23 protein-coding genes and 1 pseudogene are annotated in these 23864 nt (G+C 69.7%); 17 read left to right on the top strand and 7 right to left on the bottom strand.

Translation table 11 applies throughout. The annotated features are described in order from the left end of the window. Positions 1–16 precede the first annotated feature (16 nt). Positions 17–1375: a class I SAM-dependent RNA methyltransferase gene (locus tag DEW08_RS18275; protein ID WP_109329553.1), complete on the top strand. Its 1359-nt coding sequence runs from the start codon at positions 17–19 to the stop codon at positions 1373–1375. A 21-nt stretch (positions 1376–1396) separates the two neighbouring features. On the opposite strand, the gene DEW08_RS18270 is transcribed toward DEW08_RS18275, so the two are convergent. Beyond that, positions 1397–3223, bottom strand: coding sequence for an extracellular solute-binding protein (locus tag DEW08_RS18270; protein ID WP_109329551.1), 1827 nt, complete (start codon positions 3221–3223; stop codon positions 1397–1399). 155 nt (positions 3224–3378) lie between these two features. Between DEW08_RS18270 and ppa the strand changes: the two genes are divergently transcribed. Beyond that, positions 3379–3936, top strand: coding sequence for an inorganic diphosphatase (gene ppa, locus DEW08_RS18265; RefSeq protein ID WP_109329549.1), 558 nt, complete (start codon positions 3379–3381; stop codon positions 3934–3936). After that, on the top strand, positions 3923–4468 hold the full coding sequence (locus DEW08_RS18260; protein WP_245986422.1) for an O-acetyl-ADP-ribose deacetylase: 546 nt from the start codon (positions 3923–3925) through the stop codon (positions 4466–4468). The genes ppa and DEW08_RS18260 overlap by 14 nt, the downstream gene beginning before the upstream one ends. Before the next feature lie 21 nt (positions 4469–4489). On the opposite strand, the gene DEW08_RS18255 is transcribed toward DEW08_RS18260, so the two are convergent. The 3 genes from DEW08_RS18255 to DEW08_RS18245 all read right to left on the bottom strand — a co-directional run bounded on the left by DEW08_RS18255 (position 4490) and on the right by DEW08_RS18245 (position 7797). Next, on the bottom strand, positions 4490–5818 hold the full coding sequence (locus DEW08_RS18255) for a pentapeptide repeat-containing protein (RefSeq protein ID WP_146214716.1): 1329 nt from the start codon (positions 5816–5818) through the stop codon (positions 4490–4492). A 161-nt stretch (positions 5819–5979) separates the two neighbouring features. Next, positions 5980–7191 (bottom strand): class I SAM-dependent rRNA methyltransferase, encoded by a 1212-nt coding sequence (locus DEW08_RS18250; RefSeq protein WP_109329545.1) that lies wholly within the window; start codon positions 7189–7191, stop codon positions 5980–5982. An 18-nt stretch (positions 7192–7209) separates the two neighbouring features. Continuing rightward, positions 7210–7797: a hypothetical protein gene (locus DEW08_RS18245; RefSeq protein ID WP_181449429.1), complete on the bottom strand. Its 588-nt coding sequence runs from the start codon at positions 7795–7797 to the stop codon at positions 7210–7212. Between the two features lie 247 nt (positions 7798–8044). Between DEW08_RS18245 and ccoN the strand changes: the two are divergent. The 10 genes and pseudogenes from ccoN (at position 8045) to DEW08_RS18195 (ending at position 18171) form a co-directional block, all read left to right on the top strand. Next, positions 8045–9540, top strand: a pseudogene (gene ccoN / locus DEW08_RS18240) (cytochrome-c oxidase, cbb3-type subunit I). 18 nt (positions 9541–9558) lie between these two features. Then, complete coding sequence (gene ccoO / locus DEW08_RS18235) at positions 9559–10302, top strand: cytochrome-c oxidase, cbb3-type subunit II (RefSeq protein ID WP_109329543.1); 744 nt, start codon at positions 9559–9561, stop codon at positions 10300–10302. A gap of 12 nt (positions 10303–10314) precedes the next feature. Beyond that, positions 10315–10476 (top strand): cbb3-type cytochrome c oxidase subunit 3, encoded by a 162-nt coding sequence (locus DEW08_RS18230; RefSeq protein ID WP_109329540.1) that lies wholly within the window; start codon positions 10315–10317, stop codon positions 10474–10476. Between the two features lie 3 nt (positions 10477–10479). After that, positions 10480–11370, top strand: a complete 891-nt coding sequence (gene ccoP, locus DEW08_RS18225; RefSeq protein ID WP_109329538.1) for a cytochrome-c oxidase, cbb3-type subunit III — start codon at positions 10480–10482, stop codon at positions 11368–11370. Positions 11371–11609: 239 nt separating this feature from the next. Then, the gene (ccoG, locus tag DEW08_RS18220; RefSeq protein WP_245986421.1) at positions 11610–13085 is read left to right on the top strand and encodes a cytochrome c oxidase accessory protein CcoG; all 1476 of its coding nucleotides are present in this window, start codon (positions 11610–11612) and stop codon (positions 13083–13085) included. 81 nt (positions 13086–13166) lie between these two features. Further along, positions 13167–13691 carry a FixH family protein gene (locus DEW08_RS18215; protein WP_109329532.1) on the top strand — a complete coding sequence of 175 codons (525 nt, stop codon included), beginning with the start codon at positions 13167–13169 and terminating at the stop codon, positions 13689–13691. A gap of 52 nt (positions 13692–13743) precedes the next feature. Next, positions 13744–16215 (top strand): heavy metal translocating P-type ATPase, encoded by a 2472-nt coding sequence (locus DEW08_RS18210; protein ID WP_109329530.1) that lies wholly within the window; start codon positions 13744–13746, stop codon positions 16213–16215. Further along, complete coding sequence (gene ccoS, locus DEW08_RS32605; protein WP_245986671.1) at positions 16142–16294, top strand: cbb3-type cytochrome oxidase assembly protein CcoS; 153 nt, start codon at positions 16142–16144, stop codon at positions 16292–16294. Before DEW08_RS18210 ends, ccoS begins: the two co-directional genes overlap by 74 nt. 195 nt (positions 16295–16489) lie before the next feature. Further along, positions 16490–17152, top strand: a complete 663-nt coding sequence (locus DEW08_RS18200; RefSeq protein ID WP_245986419.1) for a Crp/Fnr family transcriptional regulator — start codon at positions 16490–16492, stop codon at positions 17150–17152. Positions 17153–17154: 2 nt separating this feature from the next. Next, complete coding sequence (locus DEW08_RS18195; RefSeq protein ID WP_109329524.1) at positions 17155–18171, top strand: P1 family peptidase; 1017 nt, start codon at positions 17155–17157, stop codon at positions 18169–18171. A 206-nt stretch (positions 18172–18377) separates the two neighbouring features. Here the strand turns inward: DEW08_RS18195 and DEW08_RS32600 are convergent, their stop codons facing one another. Next, complete coding sequence (locus DEW08_RS32600) at positions 18378–18614, bottom strand: hypothetical protein (protein WP_245986418.1); 237 nt, start codon at positions 18612–18614, stop codon at positions 18378–18380. A 380-nt stretch (positions 18615–18994) separates the two neighbouring features. Beyond that, the gene (locus DEW08_RS18185) at positions 18995–19240 is read right to left on the bottom strand and encodes a hypothetical protein (RefSeq protein WP_109329522.1); all 246 of its coding nucleotides are present in this window, start codon (positions 19238–19240) and stop codon (positions 18995–18997) included. A 258-nt stretch (positions 19241–19498) separates the two neighbouring features. On the opposite strand from DEW08_RS18185, the gene DEW08_RS31550 reads away from it, so the two are divergent. Genes DEW08_RS31550 through DEW08_RS18175 form a run of 3 tightly spaced genes read left to right on the top strand, consistent with a single transcriptional unit; the run spans position 19499 to position 21302 of the window. Then, positions 19499–20842, top strand: a complete 1344-nt coding sequence (locus DEW08_RS31550) for an alpha/beta fold hydrolase (protein ID WP_245986416.1) — start codon at positions 19499–19501, stop codon at positions 20840–20842. Next, a complete protein-coding gene (locus tag DEW08_RS32595; protein WP_245986414.1) occupies positions 20791–21039 on the top strand; it encodes an alpha/beta hydrolase in 249 nt (82 codons plus the stop codon). The genes DEW08_RS31550 and DEW08_RS32595 overlap by 52 nt, the downstream gene beginning before the upstream one ends. 26 nt (positions 21040–21065) lie before the next feature. Next, positions 21066–21302 carry a helix-hairpin-helix domain-containing protein gene (locus tag DEW08_RS18175; protein WP_109329520.1) on the top strand — a complete coding sequence of 79 codons (237 nt, stop codon included), beginning with the start codon at positions 21066–21068 and terminating at the stop codon, positions 21300–21302. A 10-nt stretch (positions 21303–21312) separates the two neighbouring features. Here the strand turns inward: DEW08_RS18175 and DEW08_RS18170 are convergent, their stop codons facing one another. Then, a complete protein-coding gene (locus DEW08_RS18170; RefSeq protein WP_109329518.1) occupies positions 21313–22845 on the bottom strand; it encodes a YifB family Mg chelatase-like AAA ATPase in 1533 nt (510 codons plus the stop codon). A 251-nt stretch (positions 22846–23096) separates the two neighbouring features. On the opposite strand from DEW08_RS18170, the gene DEW08_RS18165 reads away from it, so the two are divergent. Continuing rightward, entirely contained in the window at positions 23097–23843 is a 747-nt protein-coding gene (locus tag DEW08_RS18165) for a creatininase family protein (protein ID WP_109329516.1), read from the top strand. The last annotated feature ends 21 nt before the right edge of the window (positions 23844–23864 follow it).

Raw genomic sequence — 23864 nt, 5'->3', positions numbered from 1 at the left:
CACTATCCCGCCGACCATGACACGCCCCACGCCCCGACGGCCCTCCGCCCAGTCCCGGAAGTCCCAGCCCCAGCGCAGAGCGGCGGCTCCGGCGGCCGAGCCACGCGTCCTCGACCTGACCATCGGCGAGATCGGTGCGCGGGGAGACGGCATCGCCGAGGCCGAGGGCACCCGCATCTTCGTTCCGCTGACCGTGCCGGGCGACCGGGTGCGGGTGCGGGTGGCCGAGCCGGCCTCCACCAGGGGGGAGGGGCTGCGCGCCGAGCTGCTGGACCTGCTGGAGCCGGGTCCCGGCCGCGCCGAACCGGCCTGCGGTCATTTCGGGCGATGTGGCGGCTGTACGCTGCAGCATCTCGACGACTCCGGCTATGCCGCCTGGAAGGTCGGGCTGGTGCGCGGGACGCTCTCGCGCGTCGGGCTGGGCGGGGTGCCGCTGGAGCCGCTGTCCCGGACGCCGCGGGGTGCCCGGCGCCGCGCCCGCTTCGCGGCGCTGAAGCGCGGTGGGCGGGTGTGGTTCGGCTTCAACGAGCGGATGAGCCACCGGCTGGCCGATCTGGCCGATTGCCCGGTGCTGACCCCGCGCCTGACCGCGCTGATCGCGCCGCTGCGGGATCTGCTGGCCGGCGTGCTGCCGGACGGCGGTGCCTGCGACGTGGTGGCGAGCGACCTGGAAGGCGGTATCGATCTGCTGCTGGTCGGCCCGCGCAGCCTGGACCGCGCCGCGCGGGACCGTCTGGTCAGCTTCGGGGAGGATGCCGTCGCCCGCATCTCCTGGCAGGCGGACGACAGAGGCTCGCCGGAGCCGATCGCCCACCGCCGTCCGGCGGCCGTCCGCTTCGCCGGGGTTCCGGTCACGCCGCCACCCGGTGCCTTCCTGCAGGCGAGCGCCGAGGGCGAGGCGGCCCTGGTCACCGCCGTTACCCGGGCCGTGGGGGAAGCGGTGGGGCAGGCCGGGCGCGTGGCGGATCTGTTCGCCGGCATCGGCACCTTCGCGTTGCCGCTCGCCCGGAGCGCCGCGGTTCACGCGGTGGAGGGCGACGCCGCGGCCGTCGCGGCGCTCGGCAAGGCGGTGGCCGGCCAGCGCCTGACGGTCGAGCGGCGCGACCTGTTCGAAGCCCCCTTGAGCGCCAAGGAGCTGTCCCGGTTCGACGCCGTCGTCTTCGATCCCCCGCGCGCCGGGGCTGCCGCCCAGGCCGAGGCACTGGCGCAGAGCAAGGTGCCGCTGGTGGTGGGCGTCTCCTGCAATCCCGCCACCTTCGCCCGCGATGCACGGACGCTGGTGGACGGCGGTTATGCGTTGAGCCGCGTTTACCCCGTGGACCAGTTCCTGTGGTCCGCCCATGTGGAACTGGTCGGCGTCTTCCGGCGCCCTTGATTCCTGGGACGGTGGTGGGGTTTACCGCTCCTCCCACCAGCTCTCGATCATCGCGCCGTAGAGCGGGGTCGTCTCCGGGCGTTTGAGCCGGGACCAGTGGGCGAGGCGGTCCACAGGACTGTGGAAGAGGGGGACCATGTAATGCCCCCACAGCAGAACCCGGTCGAGGGCGCGCACCCGGGCCACCAGCTCCGGCCGCGTGCGGGCCTCCGCGATGGAGGCGGCCAGCGCGTCGACGACCGGGTCGCGGATGCCGGCCAGATTGCGGCTGCCCGGCTGCCCGGCGGCGGCCGACCCATAGTAATAGAGCTGCTCGTTGCCGGGCGACAGGCTGGAAACCCACCAGCGCAGCGTCATGTCGAAGTCGTAGCTCTCCAGCCGGGCCTGGAACTGCGCGCTGTCCACCGACCGTACGCGGGCTGCGATGCCCAGCCTCTCCAGCGAGCGGGCGAACTCCAGGGCCACCCGCTCGTCGGAAGGATCGCCCAGCAGGATTTCGAAGGCGAAGGGCGTGCCGGCCTCGTCGGTCAGGCGGCCGTCGCGGATGCGCCAGCCGGCCTCGCCCAGCAGGCGCAGCGCTTCGCGCAGATTGCCGCGGGAGCCGGACGGGCCGCTGCCGTCGCTGCGGGGCAGGGTGAAGGGGCGGGAGAACAGCTCGGGCGGCAGACGGTCGCGGAAGGGCTCCAGCACCCGCAGCTCCTCGCCCTCCGGTACGCCGGTCGCCGCCAGTTCCGAATTGGGATAGTAGCTGGCCGTGCGGACGAGCGCTCCGTGGAAGAGGGTGCGGCCGATCCACTCGAAATCGGTGGCGAACCCCAGCGCCTCGCGGACCCGGCGGTCCTGGAAGAGCGGCCGGCGGGTGTTGAAGATCAGGCCGCGGGCGAACTCCGGGCGGCGGTGGGGGATCTCCTCGCGCAGGATGCGGCCCTGCCGCAAAGCGGGACCGTCATAGCCGGCCGCCCATTTGGCCGGGTCGGTCTCGCGGCGGACATCGCCCTCGCCGGCCTTGAAGGCCTCCAGCGCCACCGAATCGTCGCGGTAATAGACGAAGTCGAGAAGATCGAAGTTGAACAGCCCGCGCCGGGTCGGCAGATCCCGTCCCCAATAGTCGGCAACCCGCTCGTAGGTGATGCGGCGACCGGGATCGATGCTCTTCACCCGGTAGGGACCGCTGCCGGGCGGCGGCTCGAGGATCGTCTTGTCGAAGGCTTTTCCCTCCGCCAGCGCGTTGCTCCACCACACCTTGGAGTGGATCGGCATCAGCCCCATCAGCAGCGGCATCTCGCGGTCGATGGCGCCGTCCGGACCGGGGGAGAAGACGAAGCGGACGGTGCGCGGGTCGGGCGCCGTGGCCTCCGCCACCTTGGCGTAGAACAGGCGGCGGTTCGGCGTGCCGTCGCGCCGCTGGATGTCGAGCGAGAACAGCACGTCCGCGACGGTGACCGGGCTGCCGTCGTGCCAGCGGGCCGCCGGATTCAGATGGAAGGTCACGGCGCTGCGGTCGGGGGCCACCTCCAGCCGCTCGGCGAGCAGGCCGTAGAGCGAGAAGGGCTCGTCCCAGGCCCGGGTCAGCAGGGTCTCGAAGACGTACCCCAGGCCATAGGCCGGAACTCCCCTGGCTCCGTGCGGGTTCAGGGTATCGAAGCTGCCGGTGACCGCCTGACGCAGCGTGCCGCCCTTGGGGGCCGCTGGATCGACGTAGCCGAGATGGGAGAAGCCCGGCGGATAGCGCAGGTCGCCATGCATGGCGATGCCATGGGTGGCGGTGTCCTGCGTGGCGGAGGCGGACGGATCCGCGGCAAGGGCGGGGAATGCCAGAAGCAGCAGGAGCGGAAGAAGGCGGATCATGCCGGAAGGGTTGCCGCTTTGCCGCACCTGCGCAAGCGTCTTGGCCTTGGGCGGGCTTTGCGCCTACACTCCGGCCCGCGCGGCGCCGGGCTCTCCGCCAGGGGGCGGCGTCTTCTTCATGCGCACTCCGTTCCGCCAGTCGAAGGACCAAAGTCATGGATCTGAGCAAGGTTGCAGCCGGCAAGAATCCCCCGTGGGACGTGAACGTCGTCGTCGAGATCCCCGTCGGTGGCGACCCGGTCAAGTACGAGGTCGATAAGGACTCCGGCGCCATGTATGTGGACCGCATCCTCCACACGGCGATGTTCTACCCCTGCAACTACGGCTTCATCCCCCACACCCTGTCGGGCGACGGCGACCCGGTGGACGTCTGCGTCGTCGGCCGCACCCCGATCATCCCGGGTGCCGTCCTGCGCTCGCGCCCGATCGGCGTCCTCTACATGGAGGATGAGAGCGGCGAGGACGAGAAGCTGCTGGCGGTGCCGGTCAACAAGCTGCATCCGTTCTATGACGACGTGAAGAGCTACAAGGACCTGCCGCCGATCCTGACGCAGCAGATCGCCCACTTCTTCGAGCACTACAAGGACCTCGAGAGCGGCAAGTGGGTGAAGGTGCGCGGCTGGGGCGATGCCGACGAGGCCGCCCAGAAGATCGAGGAAGGCCTGAAGCGCGCCATCGAGGCGAACAAGGGCACCCCGGGTGTCATCGTCTGACAGGCCTGACGCGGCCACCGGTCCTCTGGCGCGTGTCCGCCTCGTCGAGGGTGACATCACGCGTCAGGCGGTGGATGCCATCGTCAACGCCGCCAACGCCGCATTGAAGGCCGGCGGCGGAGTCGACGGGGCGATCCACCGCGCGGCGGGACCGGAGCTGCAACGGGAACTGGACGGGATCGGCGGTTGCCAGACGGGTGACTGCCGCCTGTCCAGAGGATACCGCCTGCCGGCCCCGTGGATCATCCACTGCGTGGGGCCGGTATGGCGCGGCGGCCTCTTCGACGAGGACAGGCTGCTGGAAAGCTGCTACCGCTCCGCCCTGGCGCTGGCCCGGCGGGAGGGATTCCGCAGCCTCGCCTTTCCGGCGATCAGCACGGGGATCTACGGCTTTCCCAAGCGGCGCGCCGCCGAAATCGCGGCGGCGGCGGTGCTGGACGAGCTGGCCCGCAGCGACGCCATCGCGGAGGTGCGGTTCGTCCTGTTCGATGCGGAGACGACGGCGACCTACCGCTCGCTCGGGTTCGGCTGAATCGGTTCGGGCAACTCACTCTCAGCCGGAAATCAGGGACAGGGAGGTCTCATCGGGCGGGCGGTCCGATGTTCCCCGCAGCGCCCCCGTCAGGTTGGCGCGGGACATGTCCGCTTCGCTGTCGTCGCAATCGCGCAGATCGGCCGACGCCAGATTGGCGCCCTCGAACACGGTCCGGTCGAGCAGCGCGCCCTGCAGCCTTGCGCTGCGCAGGTCGGCGTTGCGCAGCACGGCGCCCCGCAGGTTGGCCGGCCAGACCCGGCCGGTGGTCTGGCCGTCGGCGCCATAGATCGCCAGCGTCCCGAGATCGGCGGCGAACAGCACGGCGCCGTCCAGATCCGCATTCTCCAGGCTGGCGCCGCACAGGATCGCCTGATCCAGCCGGGCGCGCCGCAGGCTGCACCCGCGCATGTTGGCGAGCGCGAGGTAGGCATTGGACAGGATGGTCCCGTCCAGCTTCGCTCCGGAAAGGATCGCTCCGTTGAAGTCGCAGGCCGTCAGGTCCAGGCCGCTCAGATCCCGGCCCGACAGGTCGGCGCGGCTGCCGGAGTGGCCCAGGCTGGCAACCCAGCGGCTGTGGTCGTCCAGGATGGCGCGCAGGTCGGCGGGAATGTCGAAGGCGTTCTTGTGATAGATCGCGCCGGCCAGATGGGCGCCTTCCAGATCGGCCTTGGTCATGTCGACGTTGCGCAGGACGGCCTCGCGCAGGTCGGCGTTGCGCAGGCAACAGGATTCCAGCGCGACTCCGCTCAGAACCGCCCGCTTCAGCTTGGCGCCGGTGAAGTTGGCCTCGCTGAGGTCGGCGCCCGACAGGTTGGCCGCGTAGAGGTTGGCGCCGGAGAAGTCGCTCTGCTGCATCGAGGACAGCGAGAGGTCGGCATGGGACAGGTCCGCGTTGGCGAACCGCACCCCGTCGATCTGCGCATCCTTCAGCGAGGTGCGGCCCTTGACGATGACCTCCTCGTGATCGGCGGTGCCGACGACGATGACGTGGCCGGGCCTGAGATCGGCACCGGCGAAGTCGGCTCCCTTCAGCTTCGCCTTGTAGAAGTTGGCGCCGCGCAGGTCGGCACGGATGAAGCGCGATCCGAACAGGCAGGTGCGGGTGAAGTTGGCGCCGAACAGGTCGGCGAGCGAGAAATCGATTCCCTCCAGGTGGCCGTTCGAGAAATCGGCCTGCGTCAGCACGGCGGACCGCAGATCGAAGTCCCGGAAGGACAGGCGGGACAGGTCCATGGCGCGGGAGACCAGACGCGCCCCTCCGGGCTTGCCCTGGACATAGAGCCCATGGTCCCGGACGCGGCGGATGAAGGTCATGCTGCGGGCGTCAGGGACCTTCTTTCTGCTCACAGGCCGTCTCCCGCCATCCGTCTTCCGATCCGGCTGCGGGCGCGCGAACGCGTCACGCCCTGCCGCCGGACCGCGACCAAGGCTGGGGGAGAAGGGATGGAGGAACGGTTAAGCTCAAGGAAAGCGGGCGGGATCCATTGTCGCAGTCCCGCCCGGCCCCGTCAGTCGAGCTGCATCACGATGGCCTTGAGATAGGCCGACTCCGGCAGGTTCGGGTGGACCGGATGGTCCGGGCCGGCGCCGGCGCTGCGCAGGATGCGGCCGGTGCGGCCGGCGTCGCTCAGGCCACGGGCAACCTGCTCCGCGAAGGTCGGCGGATCGACGTTGTGGCTGCAGGAACCGCACAGCAGGAAGCCGCCCGGTGCGGTGATGCGGGCCGACAGCTTGGCCATCTTGCGGTAGGCGCGGCACCCCACAGCCAGATCCTTCTTCGACTTCACGAAGGCCGGCGGGTCGGCGATCACCACGTCGAACTGCTCCCCGGCCGCCGCCAGCCGCTCCATCTCGTGGAAGGCGTCGGCGCGCCGGGCCTCGAAGCGGTCGGCGACGCCATTGGCTTCGGCCGCGCGGGCGGCGTTCTCGAGCGCCAGCGCCGAGCGGTCCACCGACACCACGGAGGTCGCCCCGGCCACCGCGCACTGGATGCCGAACCCGCCATTGTAGCTGAAGAAGTCGATCGCCCGGCCGCCCTTCGCCAGGGAGGCGATGAAGGCGCGGTTGTCGCGCTGGTCGTAGAACCAGCCGGTCTTCTGGCCGTCCAGGGGATTGGCGAAGAAGGTGACGCCGTTCTCCTCCAGCCGGATCGGCCCGTCCAGCTCGCCCTTGGCCAGCCGGGTCTCCTCCGGCAGTCCTTCCAGCGCGCGCTGGGTGCTGTCGTTGCGCAGGATGACGGCCTTCGGCGCCAGCACCTCGTCCAGCGCCGCCAGGATCGCGTCGATCCGCTGGTCCATGAAGACGGAGTTCGCCTGGACCGTCACCACCTCGCCGAAGCGGTCGACGATCAGGCCGGGCAGCCCGTCCGCCTCGGCATGGACGACGCGGTAATAGGGCGTGCCGGGGAACAGCCGGTCGCGCAGGTCCACCGCGCGCCGCAGCCGTCCGGCCAGGAACCCGTGGTCGATCACCGTCGCCGGGTCGCGGGTCAGCAGACGCGCGGCGATCAGCGTGTGCGGGTTGAAGGTGGCGATGCCGATGGGGGTGCCGCCCGCGTCGACCAGCCGCACCGGGCTTCCCGGCGGCACGGCCTTGGCGGCGGTGTCCATCTGGACTTCGTTGGAATAGACCCAGGGGTGGCCCTGCAGGACGCGCCGCTGGCGGCCGGCCTGGAGGTGGATCGTCGGATACTTGACGGGCTTGGGGGCGGTATCGCTCATGACGCCGCATCCTAGCGGCTAATCGTTGTGGCGCAATGGCCGGCTGGGCGTCCGCCCCGTCGCGGCGGCTTCGCCGCCGTCGCTTCCGGCGCAGCCGGCGGCATCCCCGTCCCGGCTGCCGTTGTCGTTGGCGCCACCCAGCGGCTTGCACAGCCGCATCGTCTCCATCCGGTGGCCCTGGCCGCGGAAACAGGCCATCACCGGGTTCTCCGCCCCGGTCAGGATGGCATAGGCCTCCGGCAGGTTGGTGTGGATGGCGGTGCAGCCGAGCCGGGCGGCCAGCGCCTCCATCGCGCGCAGCAGCACCTCGGCGGCACCGCCGAGGTCGAACAGGTCCATGACCACGAAATTGTCCACCACCAGCGCCGGCCCATGGCGCAGGTCCTCCTCCACCGCATAGGAGAAGAGGCCGTGGATGTAGCCGTTGGCGTTCTGCACCGTCATGATGCCCGCCGGCAGGGCGGACTGCCCGTTCCGGTCGAGCAGGGCTGCGGCAAATGCGCGCCACCGCTCGACCGCGAGACCCGGTGAGATCGCGCAGATCAAGGGGTAGGCCTGGTCGATCTGGCGCCGTCCAAGCGGTTTCGCGATGAAGCTCTCGTCCATTCCCGTTCTGTCGGATTGCGAGGACATCGGACGATGACGACCCTCACCCACAGGCGTCGTTGACGTAGATCAATGTTGCCGGAACCCCCCCTCCACATATTGCCGATTATTGGAGGCAGAAGCGATCGGCACCGTTTTTGCGCGTATCCGTCCGCGATCTGTCCCCCTCCTTAACAGTACGTACCCAGCGGTGGTGCATCCCAGAGGGTGCGGCGTCCAGCCGCCCGGGGCAAACGGGAGAGATTGAATGACATCAGCGACTCTGACTCCAGGGGCCGCCCTGGGCAGCCAGCGGGTGTCGGACGACGTGCGTTACCATGAGGAAGCCGTCCGACTTTTCGTGATCGCTGCAGTGTTCTGGGGTGTGGTCGGCTTCCTGGCCGGCACGTTCATCGCGTTCCAGCTGGCGTTCCCCGCGCTGAACCTGGGCCTGGAGTGGACGAGCTTCGGCCGTCTGCGCCCGGTCCACACCTCGGCCGTGATCTTCGCGTTCGGCGGCAACGTCCTGTTCGCGACGTCGCTCTATTCGGTGCAGCGCACCTGCCGTCAGCATCTCTTCGGGGCGAAGGGCTGGCGAAGTTCCTGTTCTGGAACTACAACATCTTCATCGTGCTCGCCGCTTTGTCCTACGTGCTGGGCTACACCCAGGGCAAGGAGTACGCGGAGCCCGAGTGGATCCTCGACCTGTACCTGACGGTCATCTGGGTGCTCTATGCGGTCCAGTTCGTCGGCACGGTGATGACGCGGCGTGAGTCGCACATCTACGTGGCGAACTGGTTCTTCATGGCGTTCATCCTGACCGTCGCCATCCTGCACCTCGGCAACAACATCAACGTGCCGGTGTCGCTGTTCGGCATGAAGTCCTACTCGGTCGTGTCGGGCGTGCAGAGCGCGATGGTGCAGTGGTGGTACGGCCACAACGCGGTCGGCTTCTTCCTGACCGCCGGCTTCCTCGGCATCATGTACTATTTCGTGCCGAAGCGCGCCGAGCGGCCGGTCTACTCCTACCGCCTGTCGATCGTCCACTTCTGGACCCTGATCTTCCTCTACATCTGGGCCGGTCCGCACCACCTGCACTACACCGCCCTGCCGGACTGGGCGCAGACGCTGGGCATGACCTTCTCGGTGATGCTGTGGATGCCCTCCTGGGGCGGCATGATCAACGGCATCATGACCCTGTCGGGTGCCTGGGACAAGCTGCGCACCGACCCGGTCCTGCGCTTCCTGGTCACCTCGGTCGCCTTCTACGGCATGTCCACCTTCGAAGGCCCGCTGATGTCGGTGAAGCCGGTCAACGCCCTGTCCCACTACACGGACTGGACGGTCGGCCACGTGCACTCCGGTGCGCTGGGCTGGGTGGCCTTCATCTCCTTCGGCGCGATCTACTACCTCGTCCCGGTCCTGTGGAAGCGCAAGCAGCTCTACAGCCTGCGTCTGGTCAGCTACCACTTCTGGACCGCCACCATCGGCATCGTCCTCTACATCACCGCCATGTGGGTGTCCGGCATCATGCAGGGCCTGATGTGGCGCGCGTACGACAACCTGGGCTTCCTGCAGTACTCGTTCGTCGAGACGGTCGCCGCCATGCATCCGTTCTACGTGATCCGTGCCTGCGGTGGCGTCCTGTTCGTCGCCGGTGCCCTGATCATGGTCTACAACCTGTGGCGCACGGCCAAGGGTGACGTCCGCATCGAGAAGCCTTACGCCTCCGCCCCGCACAAGGCGGCGGTCGGTGCGGCCTGACGCCCGGAGGAACCCATAATGGCACAGCAGCAAAACCAGGGCTTCAGCCACGACACGATCGAGCGGAACACCCTTCTGCTCATCGTCCTGATCCTGATCACCGTGTCCATCGGTGGTCTGGTGCAGATCGTCCCGCTCTTCACCATCGAATCGACCATCGAGAAGGTGGACGGGGTCCGTCCCTATTCGCCGCTCGAACTGGCCGGCCAGAACATCTACTACCGCGAAGGCTGCTACAACTGCCACAGCCAGCAGGTCCGTCCGTTCCGCGACGAGGTGGAGCGTTACGGCCACTACTCGCTGGCGGCGGAGAGCATGTACGACCACCCGTTCCAGTGGGGCTCCAAGCGTACCGGTCCGGACCTTGCGCGCGTCGGCGGCAAGTACTCCAACGACTGGCAGGTCGCCCACCTGGTCGACCCGCGGGCCGTGGTGCCGGAATCCATCATGCCGGGCTATTCCTGGATGAAGGACCGTCCGCTGAGCTATGGCGACATCCAGGATCACATGAAGACCCTGCGGGTCGTCGGCGTTCCCTACACGGATGAGCAGATCGCCAACGCCAAGGCCGACCTGGAAGCGCAGAAGAACCCGGACGGCGACAGCGCCGCCCTGCTGAAGCGCTACCCGAAGGCCGTGGTCGCGAACTTCACCGGCAACAAGACCGTCACCGAAATGGACGCCCTTGTGGCCTACCTGCAGGTGCTGGGCACCATGGTGGACTTCACCAAGTACCAGTCGCCCAAGCAGCTCCAGCAGTAATCGGAGGGATCCATGGACCTTGATTCGATTACGGTCGCGCTCCGGTCGTTCTGGACGATCTGGCTGATGCTGCTGCTCACCGGGATTCTGGTCTACGCCATGTGGCCCGGAAACCGGCGTACCTTCGAAGAGGCCGCCCGGATCCCGCTCAAGGATGATGGTCAGGAGTTTTAGACCATGGCACAGAAAATCAAGGACGAGCTGTCCGGGGTCGAAACCACCGGCCACGAGTGGGACGGCCTGCGCGAGCTGAACAACCCGCTGCCCAAGTGGTGGCTGTACATCTTCTACGTCTGCATCGCCTGGTCTCTGGTCTACTATGTCCTCTACCCGGCGTGGCCGCTGGGCAGCACCTACACCAAGGGTCTGCTCGGCTACTCGCAGCGCGAGGACGTGGTCCAGAAGATCGCCGAGGCGAAGGCCGGCCAGAAGAAGTACCTGGACGCCATCGCCGGCAAGTCGGTGGACGAGATCCAGAAGGACAAGGATCTGCTGGCCTTCGCCATGGCCGGCGGGCGCTCCTACTTCAACGAGAACTGCGCGGCGTGCCACGGCGCCGGCGGCCAGGGCGGCAAGGGCTTCCCGACGCTGGCGGACGACGTCTGGCTGTGGGGCGGCAGCACCGCCGACATCTACCAGACCATCCAGCACGGCATCCGTGCGGATGACGGCGCGACCCGCGGCACTCCGGGTACCGGCATGACGGCGTTCGGCAAGGACGGCATCCTGAACCGTGAGCAGATCGATCAGGTGACGGACTACATCCTGTCGCTGAACAAGAAGCAGGCCGACCCGGCCAAGGTCGCCAAGGGCAAGACGGTGTTCGAGGAGAACTGCGTCGCCTGCCACGGCGACCAGGCCCAGGGCTCGGTCGCGGCCGGCCTCGACGGTATCGGCGCTCCGCCGCTGGTGCAGAGCAACTGGCTCTACGGCGGCGACAAGGCCAACCTTGTCGAGACGATCACCAACGGCCGCGCCGGCATGATGCCCGCTTGGGCGAAGCGCCTGGACGATGCGACGATCAAGTCGCTGGCCGTCTACGTCCACAACCTGGGCGGCGGCAAGTAAGCTGGCCGCCGGGGTTCCGGATGGTTCGAATCGTGCCGGGAGGGAAACTTCCCGGCACTTTTCTTTTGCGGATGGCCGGGGAGCGGGGCGCGGGGCGCGCCGCCCCCGCTTTTGATCCAGCGCAATGCTCCTGCGGCAATCGGTCGCCATAGTTGTCGCGGTTCAGCCGTCCAATCTCGGCTCGGCCGCGCCCACGCGGCCTATTCCGCCAGAATGGCCCGCACAAGAGGCAAATGCCGATGACCACGACCGCCGAAGCACCAACCAAGGTCGAGAAGCGCCCCTCCCGCTCGCTGTACCAGAAGCACAGCAAGGTCTATCCCAAGGCCGTGCACGGGACGTTTCGGCGGATCAAGTGGATCGCGTTGGCGATCATGCTGGGCATCTACTACATCCTGCCCTGGATCCGCTGGGACCGCGGGCCGAACGCGCCGGACCAGGCGGTTCTGCTCGATCTCGCCAACCGCCGCTTCTACCTGTTCTTCGTCGAGCTGTGGCCGCAGCAGATCTATTTCCTGACCGGTGCGCTGATCCTGGCGGCGCTGGGACTGTTCCTCGCGACCTCGCTGGCCGGGCGCGTATGGTGCGGCTTCGCCTGTCCGCAGACCGTGTGGACCGACCTCTATGTCTGGGTGGAGCGGCTGGTCGAAGGGGACCGCAGCCAGCGCATCCGTCTGGACCAGGGCAAATGGACGCCGGCGAAGCTGGGCCGCAAGCTGCTGAAGAACGCCATCTGGCTGCTGATCGCGCTGGCGACCGGCGGCGCCTGGATCTTCTACTTCACCGACGCGCCCACGCTGCTGGGCCAGATGCTGCGGTTCGAGGCGCCGATGACCGCCATCGGCTTCATCGGCCTCTTCACCGCCACGACCTACCTGCTCGCCGGCTTCGCGCGCGAGCAGGTCTGCACCTACATGTGCCCGTGGCCGCGCTTCCAGTCGGCAATGATCGACGAGGACAGCCTGATCGTCACCTATGAGGAGTGGCGCGGCGAGGGGCGCGGGCCGGTGCGCAAGTCGCAGAGCTGGGAGGAGCGGCAGGCGGCCGGTCTCGGCGACTGCATCGACTGCTACAACTGCGTCCAGGTCTGCCCGATGGGCATCGACATCCGCGACGGGCTGCAGATGCAGTGTATCGGCTGCGGGCTGTGCGTCGACGCCTGCGACGACATCATGACCAAGATCGGCCGGCCGACCGGCTTGGTGCGCTTCGACACCCAGACCAGCCAGGTCTCCGTCGCCGCCACCGGCAAGCCGACGCCCTTCCGCCTGATCCGCCCGCGCACCGTCATCTACAGCCTGCTGATGCTGGTCATCGGCGGCGCCATCACGGTCGGCCTGATCCTGAAGCCGGGGCTGGACATCAGCGTGCTGCGCGACCGCGCGCCGCTCTATGTCGCCCTGTCCGACGGCAGCGTGCGCAACGCCTACACCTTCAAGATCGCCAACATGACGCGCGACCCGCGGGCCTACACGCTGACGGTGGACGGCCTGCCCGGGGCCACCATCGCGCTGGCCGGCGACGGGCAGGAGGCGCAGGCCTCCAGCCAGCGGCTGACCGCGGACCCGGACATGGTGGCGACCTACCGCGTCTTCGTGACGGCGCCCGGCGGCAGCCTGAAGGCCCCCTCGCAGCCCCTGCGGATGGTCCTGCGATCGGCCGACGGCGAGACGGCGCAGTACGAGACGGTCTTCATGGCTCCCGAAAGCCGCTGAGGAAAACCGCCGAGCCGCCAACGAGGCCTTCCTTTCCGGACAAGCCTCCCCATCTGACGCAGCAATCCCCGAGAGAGACGCATGTCCATGAGCTCCGCCGCCGGCCATTCCCGCCGCTCCACGCCCCGCTCCCCCCGTCAGCCGGGCTGGTACATTCCCTGGCTGTTCGTGGCCGGCTTCGCCGTGGTGATCGCGGTGAACGGCGTGATGCTGCACTTCGCGCTCTCCACCTGGACCGGCGTCCAGACCGAACAGCATTTCCTGAAAGGCATCCGCTACAACGAGGATCTCGCTGGTGCCCGCGCCCAGGCGGAGCGCGGCTGGAAGGTCGGGCTGGAGTTCACCGGCACCGATCCGCTGAAGGGGCTCGTCGCGGTGACCCTGCACGACAAGCACGGCAACCTGCTGAAGGATGCCAAGGTCCGCGTCACCTTCATCCGTCCGACCAGCGAGGGGCACGACCAGACGCTGGACCTGCCCTATCTGGGCGAGGGCCGCTACGCCGCTCCGGTGACGCTGACGCTGCCCGGCCAGTGGGACATGCGCCTGGTGGTCGACCATTCCAGCGGCGACTACCAGGACCAGAAGCGCATCTGGGTGAAGTGAGGCGGTCCACCGACGCGCGGACCGGGTTCGGCACGGCAAGGGAAACAGCGACATGACGGCCTGCCTCCACTGCGGACAGGACCACCCGGAGGGCAGCGGCACCACCGCCTCCGACGGGAGCGGCCCCTTCTGCTGCACCGGCTGTGCGGCGGCCTACGACCTCGTCCGCGGGCTGGGGCTGGAGCGCTACTACGAGCGCCGCTGCGTCGATCCCGCAGCCCGTCCGCTGCGTCCCGAAGGCGACGACGCTCCCGTCATCGACTATTCCCCCCACGCCGGCGAGGAGCAGGACGGCAGCCGCTCGCTGCACCTGATGGTGGACGGGCTGCAGTGCGCCGCCTGCGTCTGGCTGATCGAGACGGCGCTGGCCCGCCAGCCGGGGGTGCGTCATGCCCGGCTCAACATGACGACCCGGCGCCTGACCGTCCGCTGGGATCCGGCGGCGACCGATGCCAACGCGGTGGTGGGAACGGTCGCCCGGCTCGGCTACCGCGTCGTTCCCTTCAATCCGGAACGGCTGGGCGACGAGCAGAAGAAGTCGGAGACGCGGCTCCTGCGGTCCATGGCGGTCGCCGGCTTCGCGGCCGGCAACGTGATGCTGCTGTCGGTATCGGTGTGGGCCGGCCATGTCCAGGACATGGGGAGCGCCACGCGCGACCTGATGCACTGGCTCTCCGCCCTGATCTGCATGCCGGCCATCGCCTACAGCCTGCGCCCCTTCGCCTATTCGGCCTTTTCGGCGCTGCGCCACGGTCGGACCAACATGGACGTGCCGGTGACCATCGGCGTCCTGCTCGCCACCGGCATGAGCCTGTTCGAGACGATGAACAGCGGGCCGCACGCCTATTTCGACGGCGCGGTGATGCTGCTGTTCTTCCTGCTGATCGGCCGCTATCTCGACCAGCGGGCCCGCGGCCGGGCGCGGTCGGCCGCGGAACAGCTCCTCGGCCTGCGCGCCGCCTCCGTCACCGTGCTCGACCCCGACGGCCGCAGCCGCATCGTTCCGCCGGAGCAGGTGGCGCCGGGCACCACCGTGCTGGTCGCGGTCGGCGAGCGCATCCCGGTCGACGGCCGGGTCGGCGACGGCACCTCCGACCTCGACACCGGCCTCATCACCGGCGAGACGGTGCCCGGCACCGTGCGCCCGGGCGACCAAGTCTTCGCCGGCATGCTGAACCTGACCGCGCCGCTGCGCCTGACGGTCACCGCGGTGGGCGAGGGCACGCTGCTGGCCGAGATCGTCCGGCTGATGGAGGTGGCGGAGCAGGGCCGCGCCAAGTACGTCGCCATCGCCGACCGGGTCTCGCGGCTCTATGCGCCGGTCGTGCATGTCACGGCGCTCAGCACCTTCCTGATGTGGCTGTTCGGCTTCGGCGTTCCCTGGCAGGTGGCGCTGATGAACGCGGTCGCCGTGCTGATCATCACCTGCCCCTGCGCGCTGGCGCTGGCCGTGCCGGTGGTCCAGGTGATCGCCAGCGGCCGGCTGATGCGCCAGGGCACCCTGCTGAAGACCGCCACCGCGCTGGAGCGGCTGGCCGCCATCGACACGGTGGTGTTCGACAAGACGGGCACCTTGACGGAGGGGCGGCCGGTCCCGCAGCTCGACGGGATCGACCCGCAGGATCTGCGGCTCGCCGCCGCGCTGGCCGGGACCAGCCGCCATCCGCTGGCCCGCGCCCTTGCGCAGGCCGTCCCGGGCGTTCCGGTCGCCGAAGGCGTGACGGAGGTTCCGGGCGCCGGTCTGTCGCTGACGACGCCGGAGGGCGAACTGCGGCTGGGCAGCCGCCGCTTCACCGGCGCGCCGGAGGAGGTCGAGGATGCCGCCGGGCCGGAGCTGTGGCTGGCGAAGCCGGGGGCGGCCCCGCTGCGTATCCTGTTCCTCGACGCGCCGCGCCCCGACGCGGCGGCGGTGGTCGCCGCCCTGAAGGCGCGCGGGCTGCAGGTGCGGCTGCTGTCGGGCGACCGGCGCGGGGCGGTGGCGGCGGTCGCCGGCCGGCTGGGCATCGCCGACTGGCGGGCGGAACAGAGCCCGGCCGACAAGACCGCCGCGCTGGCCGAGCTGGCGGCGGCCGGCCACAAGGTCCTGATGGTCGGCGACGGCCTGAACGACGCGCCGGCGCTGGCGGCCGCCTCGGTCTCGATGTCGCCCTCCACCGCGGTGGACGTCAGCCAGACCGCCGCCGACGTGGTGTTCCAGGGCCGCATGCTGCGCCCGATCGTCGAGGCCTACGAGGTGGCGCGGCGCTCCGGCCGGCTGGTGAAGCAGAATTTCGCCATCGCGCTGGTCTACAACCTGTTCGCGGTGCCGCTCGCCATGGCCGGGATGCTGACGCCCCTTCTGGCCGCCTTGGCGATGTCCTCCTCCTCCCTTATCGTTATCGCCAACGCGCTGCGCCTGTCGCGGGGCGCTCTGGTCAAGGATGTGGTGAATGACCGAGCTTCTCTATCTGATCACGATCGCGCTGAGCCTGGGGCTCCTGGGTCTGGGCAGCTTCCTGTGGGCGCTGAAGTCCGGGCAGTTTGACGACCTGGACGGGGCGGCCCACCGGATTTTGTTCGACGACGAAACGCCGCAGCCCACTCAATCGGAAAAAGGCCGCTAATCCAGGGGCGTTATGTCGATGGTGGGGCTGGACAGTCAGTCTGACGTTGCGTCAATGGTTGCGAAATAGAACGTTTCGCACCAATATGGCCCGATGAACGGCGAAAGGTCGGGTCAATCAATGCCGCCCTTTGACATGGGCCGCGCTCGTGAAAAGAGCGCTTCGACGGAGATGAACCCCTGCGGGGCCTGTCCCGTGCGCAGTCTGACTGTGTGCGCGGCACTGGACCCTGAGGAGGTGCGCCGTCTCGCCGATATTCTGCAGACCGTCCGGGTGGACGCCGGGCATACGCTCTTCGCCGAAGGCGACGCGGCCGACGCGCTCTACAACGTCACCTCCGGCACGGTGAAGCTGTACAAGCTGCTGCCCGACGGCCGGCGGCAGATCACCGGCTTCCTGATGACCGGCGACTTCCTCGGCCTCGCCGTCAACGAAAGCTACGCCTACACGGCGGAAACCGTCACCAGCTCCTCGCTCTGCCGCTTCCCGCGCAAGAAGATCGACGCGCTGATGGACGAGTTCCCCAAGATGCAGCGGCGCCTGTTCTCCATGGCCTCCAACGAGCTGGCGGTGGCGCAGGACCAGATGCTGCTGCTCGGCCGCAAGACGGCGAAGGAGAAGATCTGCTCCTTCCTGCTGATGCTGTCGCAGCGGGCGGCCCGCCGCGGCCACAAGGAGAACCCGGTCTTCGTTCCGATGAGCCGGGCCGACATCGCCGATTATCTGGGGCTGACGACCGAGACCGTCAGCCGGACCTTCACCCAGTTGAAGACGGCCGGGGTGATCTCGTTGCAGGAAGGCAACAAGGTCCAGATCGCCGACATGGACGCCATGTACGATCTGGCCGAGGGCGGCTGAGCGTGGCCGTCCGGCCGGGACCGCGCAACCTCATCACCGACGTCGACGGCATCCTGGTGGGAAATGCCCAGGACCAGACCGTGCGTTCCGGCGTCACGGTGGTCCTGCCCGACCGTCCGGCGGTGGCCGCGGTGGATGTGCGCGGCGGGGCCCCCGGAACCCGCGAGACCGACGCCCTGAACCCGACCTGCCTCGTGGAGCAGGTGGATGCCGTCGTGCTGACCGGCGGCTCCGCCTTCGGGCTGGACGCCGCCGCCGGCGCGATGGGCTGGCTGGCGGCGCGCGGACGCGGTTTCCCGGTCGGCGACCGGCGGGTGCCGATCGTTCCGGCCGCCGTCCTCTTCGATCTGCTGAACGGCGGCGACAAGGAGTGGGGGGAGACCCCGCCCTATCGTGCCCTCGCCGCCGCGGCCTGCGACGCGGCGGGGCCGGCCTTCGCGCTGGGCAATGCCGGCGCCGGGCTCGGTGCCAAGGCGGGGGACATCAAGGGCGGGCTCGGCAGCGCCTCGGCCGTCATGCCGGACGGGCTGCAGGTCGGGGCGCTGATCGCGGTGAATCCGGTGGGCTCCGCAGTGATGCCCGGCCGGGACACGCTGTGGGCCTGGGCGTGGGAGCAGGATGGCGAGATGGGCGGACAGACGCCGCCCGCCGGTCCGGTGCCGCTCGACCCGGTGCTGCCGTTCCTCGACGCCGCGGTTCCCGGTGCCAACACCACCATCGGAGTGGTCGCGACCAACGCGGTGCTGACCAAGGCGGAGGCGCTGCGCCTCGCCACCATGGCGCATGACGGGATGGGACGGGCCATCCGCCCGGCGCACACTCCCTTCGACGGCGACACGCTGTTCGGGCTGGCCACCGGCACCCAAGCGCTGCCCGATGGTCCGGCGCGGGCGGTCGCGCTGGCGCGGCTGGGAGCGCTCGCCGCCGACTGCGTCGCCCGCGCCATCGGCCGCGGAGTCTACGAGGCCGAGTCGCTGGGGCCGTGGCCCTCCTACCGCGCGCGGTACCGCGCGGGCTGACGGTTCAGGCGGGGAGCGCCGTTCTCATGCCGAACGGGCGCGGCGCGGTTCGGGCTCCTGCGTGGCGCCGGCGACGATAGCGCGCAACTGGTCCAGGAAGGCGCGGCCCTTTTCGGTCAGGGTGACGATCTTGCGGCGGCGCTCCCGCGGGTCTTCCTGCGCCTGGACGAGATCCAGCCCGGCCTTGCCGAAGCTGTGCCAGCGGCTCAGGGCCGCGACGTTGCGCGACGCGGAGGACTGGGCGATGCCCAGGCGTTCCGCCAGCTCCCGATCGAGATGCCCTCGCTCTGCGCGATCGTCATGAAACTCAGCGCATACTGGATCGGCAGGTCGGGATCGAGCGTGCGGAACGCCTCAAGCACCTGGACGACGGTGGCGCCCTCGTCGGGGCGGCCGCCGGTGCGGGTGTCAGTGCGAGCGTCTGTGCGAGTCTGGGCCGGCATCAGCAAGCCCCCCGCGGTGACGCGGTCCCCACCGGGCCGGTGTGTAGATGATGTTCAGGCGTCCAAGCCATACGACGACTTCCCCGTTCTCCCGCCGGATGTCGAACAAACAATCCGGAGAGGCCCAAAGGGCATGCTCAGCGAAGACTCGATGACCGCGTATATCCAGATAGACACTCATAATATCCTCTCGACGACCGGAATTCTCGTTCAGCCAGATGTCCGCCAAAGCCGTGGCCGGCAGGCTTTTGCCAGCAAGCTCGCATCGGATGATCGGCAAGACGTCGATTCGCGACGGTCGGTACGATGGTTTTCATGGGGGTTCTCCAGGGGTTGAAAGAAGGCCGGCAGCACCCGGCGGCTCGGTCGGGTATCGCCCGTCAGCGGCAGGGTTGCAACGTCAAAAAGGTCGGAGCCTTTGAAAAGTTCCGGTCACGGATGGGATCGCCCTGCAGGCGGTCCGCGAGGGGGTCGGCGGCCGGGGCGCCCTCCGGATCGTGGGGCTCCAGCGCGGTCAGGCCGATGTCGCGGCGCAGATGCGGGCAGAGCCGGTCCACCTCCCGGGCGGGCAGCCGGCCGGGCGCATCCAGCCATCTTCGGCGCAGGTCGCTCCATAAACTCGGCATCGTCGTCTCCTATGGCTTGGAAGGGAAGGGAGCGGGGCTTGCGGAGGGGCTGGACGCACGGGTCCCCACCGCTTCCCGGACGGAAATAGTTCCGTGATCGGATGTAATTCGTCAAGGCTCCCTGGAAACGAAATTGCCAGACTGTGGCATTTCCGCACTTGTGGTGGCTGTAACACCACAGTTCTGGACAAGTGGCGCCGGCTGCGCCAATACAGAGGTCATGCCGCAATCTGCGGCAGTCTGCCGTTGCGGAGTTCCGTGCCCGACCGCATCTCTGTTGCGCGGCCCTGGTGGCCGCCGATCGCCCAGAGCCTGACGTTTCTCGCCAGCCTGCTGCCCGTCCTGTTCTCCGGGGCGCCGCCGGCGCTGGCCGAAGCGCGCTTCACCCCCGGCCCCTGCTGGTTCACCGTGCCGGAGGGCGAGGCCGCGCTGTGCGGCACGGTCGCCGTTCCCGACCGCCGCGACCGCCCCTCGGCCGGCAGCTTCCAACTGCCGGTCGCCGTGCTGCTGAGCACGGCGCGCCAGCCTGCCGCGGATCCGGTCCTCTTCATAGAAGGCGGCCCCGGCGCCTCGCCCTTCGGAACCGGCGAGGCGGTGGAGGAGCGGATGGAGGTGTGGTGGGATCTGTCCGCCCCCTTCCGCCGCACGCGCAACGTCATCCTGTTCGATCCGCGCGGCGTCGGCCGGGCGGAGCCGGACACCGACTGTCCGGAACTGGACGCGCTGGGAAGCCGCATGCCGGCGGCCCCCGCCTCCTCGGAAGAGCGGGTGCAGCAGGAGCGGACGGCCGTCCTCGCCTGTGCCGCCCGCTTCAAGGGCAAGGGGCTGGACGGTGCCTCCTTCTCCACGCCCATCGCGGCGGATGATGCGCTGGATGTGGCGACGGCGCTGGGGGCGTCGCGCGTCAACCTGTTCGCGGTGTCCTACGGCACGCGGGTCGCCCTGGAGATGCTGCGCCGCCATGGCGGGCGGGTGCGGGCGGCGGTGCTCGACTCGGCCTATCCGCCCGACGTGAACGCGGTGGAGGAGGCGCCCTGGCTGGCGCAGCGCGCCTTCCGCCGGCTGTTCGACGATTGCGCGGCCAACCGCGCCTGTCGTGCCGCCTACCCCGACCTCGAGAAGCGCTGGCTTGCCCTGCTGGCGCGGCTGGAACGGTCGCCGGTCGATCTGCCGGTGACCGACCATGACGAATCGGAGGTTCCCGAGACGCTGCGCCTGACACCGGCCACCATGATCGCCGCCGGGCTGGAGGCGATGACCTCCGGCGAGGCGGTGCCGCAGTTGCCGGCCATGCTGGACCGCGCCACCCGCGGGCGGTACGGCCCGCTGGCCGAGTGGGTGCCGAATCCCTGGGCCGGCGACCCCGACACCGCCGACGGGTTGGCCTTCGCCATCGAGTGCCGCGAGACGGTGAACCCGTCCGATCCGCTGCGCCTCGCCGAGACCGCCCGCCGCTTCGCCCCCTATGGCGCCGTCGCCACGGACGATCCGGGCCAGCGCATCTGCCGCCTGTGGCCGGCCGGCCATCAGGAGCCGGGGAGCGGCTGCCGGTGGCGAGCCCGGTGCCGGTGCTCCTGCTGTCCGGTGCCTACGACCCGGTGACGCCGCCGGAATGGGCGGAGCGGGCGGCAACCACCCTGCCGAAGAGCCGGCGGCTGGTCTTCCGCAGTGCCGGCCACCTCGTCACCTCCGGGGAACCCTGCGCGCTGGCCGCCGCGACCACCTTCATCGAGACCGAGTCGCTGCCGGCCAACGCCTGCCCGGGGGCCGGCAAGCCGCCGCGCTTCACCACGCCCTGAGCAGGAACAAGCCGGAGGATCAGCCCATGCCGTTTTCCAGCGAGGATCGTGCCCGGCTGCTGCTGGTCAGAGGAGTGGGACCGAAGGTCGTCGAGCGGCTTGAGCAACTCGGCATCTGCAGCCTTGCCGAGTTGGCCCGCTGCGACGCAGCGACGCTCTGTGCTGCCGCAGCCGATTTGGTTGGAAGCAGTTGCTGGAAGAACAGCCCCCAGGCGCGCAGCGCGATCACAGCCGCCATCGCGGCGGCGCGTGACGCGGGCTGACGGCGGAGGCCTACCGCCCGGGCGCGATCCGCCGGTAGCCCAGCGCTTCGGCGACATGGCGCCGCCGGACCCCGGCCGCCCCGTCGAGGTCGGCCAGCGTGCGGGCGACGCGCATCACGCGGTGGTAGCCGCGGGCGGACAGCTTCAGCCGGTCGGCCGCCTCGGTCAGCAGGGCGCGGCCGGGCTGGTCGGGGGCGGCGACCTTTTCCAGCAGCTCGCCGTCCGCCTCCGCGTTGGTCCGCACCGCGCGCCCGGCGGGATAGGGGCCGTGTCCGGCATAGCGCTCCGCCTGGATGGCGCGGGCGACGGCGACGCGGGCGGCGACCTCGGCACTTCCCTCGGCCGGCGGCGGCAGGCTGAGGTCGGCCGGGCTGACCGCCGGCACGTCGATATGCAGGTCGATGCGGTCGAACAGCGGGCCGGAGATCTTCGACTGGTAGTCCGCGGCGCATTTCGGCGCACGGGCGCAGGCCAGCGAGGCGTCGTCGAGATGCCCGCACCGGCAGGGGTTCATCGCGGCGACCAGCTGGACCCGCGCCGGATAGGTGACATGGTGGTTGGCGCGGCTGACCACCGCCTTGCCGGTTTCCAGCGGCTGGCGCAGCGCCTCCAGCAGCGGCCGGGGAAACTCGGGCAGTTCGTCGAGGAAGAGGACCCCCTGGTGGGCCAGGGATATCTCGCCGGGCTTGGCCCGCGTGCCGCCGCCGACCAGCGCCGGCAGGCTGGCCGACTGGTGGGGCGAGCGGAAGGGACGCTGGCGCAGCAGCTTGCCGCCCTCCAGCAGCCCGCCGACGCTGTGGATCATCGACACCTCCAGCGCCTCCGCCGGGTCGAGCGGCGGCAGGAGTCCGGGCAGCCGGGCGGCAAGCATCGACTTGCCCGATCCCGGAGGCCCGATCATCAGCAGGTTGTGGGATCCGGCGGCGGCGACCTCCAGCGCCCGCTTGGCGGTCTCGTTCCCCTTCACGTCGCGCAGGTCGAGCGGTGGTCCTCCCACCTCCTGCAGGCGCGGCCTGGGGCGGGTCAGCACCTGCGTTCCCTTGAAATGGTTGATCAGGGCCAGCAGGTTCGCAGGCGCCAGAACCTCCAGGTCCGGGCCGGCCCAGGCCGCCTCGCCGCCGCAGGACTCGGGGCAGATCAGGCCGCGGTCCTGCGCCAGCGCATCGATCGCCGCCGGCAGCACGCCGGCCACCGGGGTCAGCGCCCCGTCGAGCGCCAGCTCTCCCAGCGCCACGAAGCGCTGCATCTCGGCATCCGGCAGCACCCCCATGACGGTCAGCAGGGCGAGCGCGATGGGGAGGTCGAAGTGGCTGCCCTCCTTCAGCACGTCGGCAGGGGCGAGGTTGACGGTGATCCGCTTGGCCGGCAGGGCGAGTCCCAGCGCATGCAGCGCCGCCCGGACCCGCTCCCGGCTCTCGCCCACCGCCTTGTCGGGCAGGCCGACGACGGTGAAGGCGACGATCCCGCCGGACATCTGCACCTGGACATCGATCCCCAGCACCTCGATGCCTTGAAACGCCACCGTATTGACCCGCGCAACCACGCCCAGCTCCCGAAAATGGGAAATGCACGCGATTGTATGGGTGCCGGCGGCCGGGCGCTAGTGGGGGATGTGCCGGGCGGGCCAATCCGTCCAGCGGGGCGGCGCCCCGAAAGACGGATTGGCCCGCCCCGCTCTGCGCCCTGCGCCCTGCGCCCTGCGCCGGGCGGTTCCGCCCAAGACGCCGGTTGCCGCGGGCGGGACGGACCCTAAGATGGTCCGCAGGACATCCCGACACCGAAGGAACAGCCGCCGTGCAACTGCATCTCACCACCTGGGTCGAGGTCGAGGCCTATCTGAAGACGTCCAGGGGCATCATCATGCCCATCGGCTCCACCGAGCAGCACGGACCGAACGGGCTGGTCGGGACCGACGCCATCTGCGCCGAGGTGATCGCCCGCGGGGTGGGGGAGGCGACCGGCGCGCTGGTCGGTCCGACGATCCCCGTGGGCATGGCGGTCCATCACATGGAATTCCCCGGCTCGATGACGCTGAAGCCCTCCACCCTGATCGCGCTGGTGCGCGACTATGTGGGGTCGCTGGCGGAGCACGGGTTCCAGCGCTTCTTCTTCGTCAACGGCCATGGCGGCAACGTCGCCACGCTGCGCGCCGCCTTCTACGAGGTCTATGCCGAGCAGCGCGCCCTGCGCGGCCGCGACGCGCCGGACCTGCGCTGCACGCTGGTCAACTGGTGGGAGAATGCCGAGATCGGCCGCCTGTCCCGCGAGCTGTTCCAGGGCAAGGAGGGCTCGCACGCCACACCCAGCGAGGTGTCGGTGACGCAATATGCCTATCCCGACTCGATCAAGACCGCCGCCATGGAGCCGGAGCAGGCCCCGGCCGGCAGCTTCTACGACGCCCGCGACTTCCGCCGCCGCTATCCCGACGGGCGCATCGGCTCCGCCCCCGGCCTCGCGACGCCGGAGCACGGCAAGCGCCTGTACGATGCGGCGGTCGAGGCGATCGCGAAGCAGTACACCACCTTCCTCGCCGAGGCGTGAGCGGAGCCCGGGGGTGGCCCG

It is taken from the genome of Azospirillum thermophilum, assembly GCF_003130795.1.
GTDB lineage: Bacteria > Pseudomonadota > Alphaproteobacteria > Azospirillales > Azospirillaceae > Azospirillum > Azospirillum thermophilum.
Note: the sequence above shows the minus strand (reverse complement) of the source record. Positions and strands in the feature narration are given on the sequence as shown.